Source organism: Thalassospira xianhensis MCCC 1A02616, from assembly GCF_003326475.1.
Classification (GTDB): Bacteria; Pseudomonadota; Alphaproteobacteria; order Rhodospirillales; family Thalassospiraceae; genus Thalassospira; species Thalassospira xianhensis.
Map to the genome: position 1 here is coordinate 1 of NZ_JPWA01000077.1, position 3,797 is coordinate 3,797.

The 3,797-nt window shown below is 60.9% G+C and carries 3 protein-coding genes and 1 pseudogene; 1 reads left to right on the forward strand and 3 read right to left on the reverse strand.

What is annotated here, in order from left to right; genetic code table 11:
* The 3 genes and pseudogenes from TH5_RS24985 to TH5_RS24995 all read right to left on the reverse strand — a co-directional run.
* Nucleotides 1–219: pseudogene (locus TH5_RS24985) on the reverse strand (hypothetical protein); the annotation flags it as partial.
* Nucleotides 219–2,141 (reverse strand): phage tail protein, encoded by a 1,923-nt coding sequence (locus TH5_RS24990; RefSeq protein WP_114124125.1) that lies wholly within the window; start codon nucleotides 2,139–2,141, stop codon nucleotides 219–221. The gene TH5_RS24990 and the pseudogene TH5_RS24985, both read right to left, overlap by 1 nt.
* Nucleotides 2,142–2,175: 34 nt before the next feature.
* On the reverse strand, nucleotides 2,176–2,745 hold the full coding sequence (locus TH5_RS24995) for a phage connector family protein (RefSeq protein WP_114124126.1): 570 nt from the start codon (nucleotides 2,743–2,745) through the stop codon (nucleotides 2,176–2,178).
* 101 nt (nucleotides 2,746–2,846) lie between these two features.
* Here TH5_RS24995 and TH5_RS25000 point away from each other — a divergent pair.
* Nucleotides 2,847–3,797: tetratricopeptide repeat protein (locus tag TH5_RS25000; protein ID WP_167443665.1), on the forward strand; the 951-nt coding region annotated here is incomplete at its 3' end.

Consider the following 3,797-nt stretch of genomic DNA (forward strand, 5'->3'; position numbering starts at 1 on the left):
CCCTTGGCGTGCCCGAAGCCTTGCCTGGCGGATGCGCAATTCCTCGGCCCGTTCGCGTGCGCGTTCCGTCTCGCTGGCATTGATGCTGGCAATATCGGCCTGCCGGTTGGCTTCGGTCTGTGCCGTGCGGCTTTTCTGATCCGCCCGGTTTGATGAAATCTGCTGCCCGGTTTGCAGGGCAGAAAGTGCCATTGGTGCATAGGATGCAAACGCGCCCATCAGTCATTCACCCCCAATTCGCTGGCGACACCCAGCAATAAAAAAGGCCGGGGAAAATCCCCGGCGATCCACCATAATCCATCATTGTCCCGCCCGGCACTGCCGCGCCGCCAGCCAAGGGCCCGCAATGTCACATCCCCGCTATAGGCCGCGTCCTCGCTCCGGCCTCGTCCCAATGCCACATCGCGCAATCCCCGCCCGGTATCGACGCGTAACTGTGCGGTTTCGCGCACCCGGAACGTCACCGACACAAGCCGAAGCGCATTGCCCCCATGTGCCCGCGTGCCATCCGACCCGGCCGGTGGCAGGGCGGCAATTTCATGGGTAAACGGCAATCCCGCCACGACCTTTGAAACCGCGTCGGGCAGGCTGACCGTGCCGCCCGAAACCGTGATATCGCGGTAAAGCACACCATCGGCCCAGACGGCCAGCGTCACACCTTCAAGATCATCAAACCCGCCCCAATGACGGCGCGGGCTTTCGCCCTCGGTCACTTGTGCAGTGATAGAAAGGTCAAGCCCGCAACCCTCATCAAACCGGCCAAGGTAAAATTTCCCGTTCCGCTCAAGGCAAAGGTAAACCTGCCCGCCCGCCACCGCGACGGCACGAAATGCCGCCCCCTCAACACTTTGCGCCGACCAGGCGGTGATCGCCTCGCTGCGATAAAGCGTTAATGTGCCAAGGCTGCCATCGCCCATCACCACATGCAAAAGCCGATGATCGGCATCAAACGCCTGATCCACCGGGCCTTGCACCAGATGGCGCGATAAAAGCGCCAAATCCGCCGCCCCATAAGCCTGCTCGACATCGGTAAACAGAAATTCGCGCAATTCCCGGCCGCTGCGCGCGGCAAAGATCGTCGCGCCATCGACATTGACCAACGGCACCGTCCGATCCGCCCGGCTGCCAATACGGGTCTGGCGCGTGACCTGAATATTGGCTGGCGTCAACGGGTCCCCCGTCACCATCCATTCCGACCCGCTGGTGAAAACCTGCAAATGGCGCCCGGCGAAAATGCCGGTAATCGCATTGACCTGATCGGCCAGCAGGGCAAATTCAATCGCCTCGTCATCCAGTCCCTCGCCCAGATCGAAATTGAACAGATCCCCCGATTTCGACATCCACAACCGGTTGGGCAAATCCCGCGATCCGCCAATCACCATCCTGTCCTGATGAAACGTCACGCTGCGCGGCCAACCACGCACGGACGAAAACACCTGTTCCTCAAAATCCTGTGTCGTGCTGGCATTCGGAAGGGCCTCTTTCAAGGCAATGGTTGCCAGTGTCGCACTCGAAACCCCCGCAATCTCCCCCTCAATCCCCTGAATGCGCCAGCGCGTCCCGACATGCCCGGCCTCAAAAAGGGCCGAACTGGCGGTGATGCTGATCGTGCCACTGGTCCCTGATGGCGTGATCGAAACCGCCGGATCACCGAATTTATAGTAGGGCTGAAACCGCTTCACCGCCGTTTCCCGCCACGCCCAGTTTGTCATTTCCCAAACACCACCCCCATCCCCCGACCCCTTGCGCGTCAGGCGCATCGGCTCGACCTCCGGATGGGTGACAAGCAACGTATCGGCACTTTGCGTCCAGTTCAGAAGCGCATGATGGATAATTCCGAACGGCGTTTCAAACCCGACAATCGCCACCCCGTCGCGATACACCGTGCCCTGATAATCGCCAAACACCAGCAGATAGGTCTGCTCGGTATTGAACTCGAACGCGATCAACCGCACCGGGCCGGACAGCGCATCGACAAGCGCAATACCAGGCCGCCTGCGCACCCCGCCCGATGGCTCGATAAACACATTGCGCAATCGTGCGGCCCCATTGCCATAGGCATTCAAGTCCGACCGCCCCCACAATTCCGGCGCCAGTTCACCGGTCGAAAATGTCGTCTTTTCCAGAACCCTGCGCGCCATATCCCGTCCCCCTTCACCACTCGCCCCAAAATCCCTATCCCCGCGCCGCGATCAGGGTAAAATCGCCAATCGCCCGCGGGGTTGATTGCTGCGCATCGGCCAGCCGGGCACTTCGAAACTGGTCTTCGGCGCGTTTAAACAGATATTCCGCCCGCGACGTACTTTCGGTCAGCGGCACACAAAACTCCGCCGCCAGCCGCATAATCAGCGCCAGATCAAAAAAGGCGGGAAACGCCCCCTCCACCATTCGCCCGACATAGCGCAGATACGCTCGATCCGACGCACACCTCACCGCCCCCTGCACCAGCTCAAATTCCGGCACCGCCCCGCCCTCCGTCTCAAGCGACAGCAACCGGATAAAATCCCCGGGCAGGACAAACATGCCCTCGCCAGCGCCCAAAACGTCCTCACTTTCCATCCGCGCCAGCCACGCGCCCCTTGCCGCAAACCGCCACGGATACGCCGCCAGCATCCCGTCCCGAATGGCCGGATACAGCATCCCCGCCACCTCGGCCTCGGCGGTATCATCCTCGAACGAAACAATCGGTGCCGTCCCGATCATCACCAATGCACGCGCACAAAGTGCGATGTCGCTCAGTGCCATATCGCGTTCCCTTCAATTCCCGGTTGCCGATATCGTTGAAATATTGTCAAAATCCGTCTCAACCGACCGTGACAGGGCCGGGCAATTTGAATGGAGCACCAATGTCCCGGTTCCCGTATGTCGCATCACTTGTTTTCGCGGGCACTTTGGGCCTGTCTGCAATGGCCCCGGCCTTGGCGTCCTTCGCCACCCCAACACTGGCCACCCCTGCGGAAATCGCCCAGAACACCGATGATGATCCCCTGATCCGGGAATACTGGCGCAAGTCCTACGCAGGCGATGCCGAGGCCCAGCGCATACTGGGCGCCGCGCTGTCTTACGACTATGCCGAGGACGGCGAGATTGACGATGATGAACATTTCACCATCACCCGCCTGCTTGAATGCGCCGCCCTTCAGGGTGACCAGATCGCCATCGATCAGCTTCAAAGCATCGATGCCGATTTCGACATCAGCGAAACCGGCGAATGCTATTACACCGGGGCCGGTTACACCGCCGACGATCCAAAACCCGCTGATCCGACCTCCGGGACTTTCGATGAAGATGCCCTGCGCGACGCCGCCATGAATGGCGATCCCGCCGCCCAGTTTGCCCTGGCCGAATATCTCGAAAGCCAATTCCTTTTCTTTGATGCCTTCGAAGAAGCCGAAGGCTGGTACAATTGCGCTGCCAAACAGGGTTACGCCCCGGCCATCGCGGTTCTGGCCGAGGGCGACGCGATTGCGACCTACCCGGCATCAGAACCCTGCCCCTTCACCAACCGGACCATGGATGCCAACGGCAAGATAACCGAACGCTTTGCCTCCAGCCCCATCGAGACCGAACCTGCTCCAGCTCCAGCCCCGGCTCCCGCATCCGAACCAGCGGCAATTGCCCCGGCACCCGATACCGAACCGCTCTTTGCCGATGCGCTGGCCGCCTATTATGGCAATGGCGTGCCGCAGGATTTCACCCGCGCGATGGAACTGGCCCGCAAGGCCGCCGACCAAAACCATGCCGGGGCGATCAACCTGATCGGTGTCATGTATCTCAACGGCTCGGGCGTCGCACCC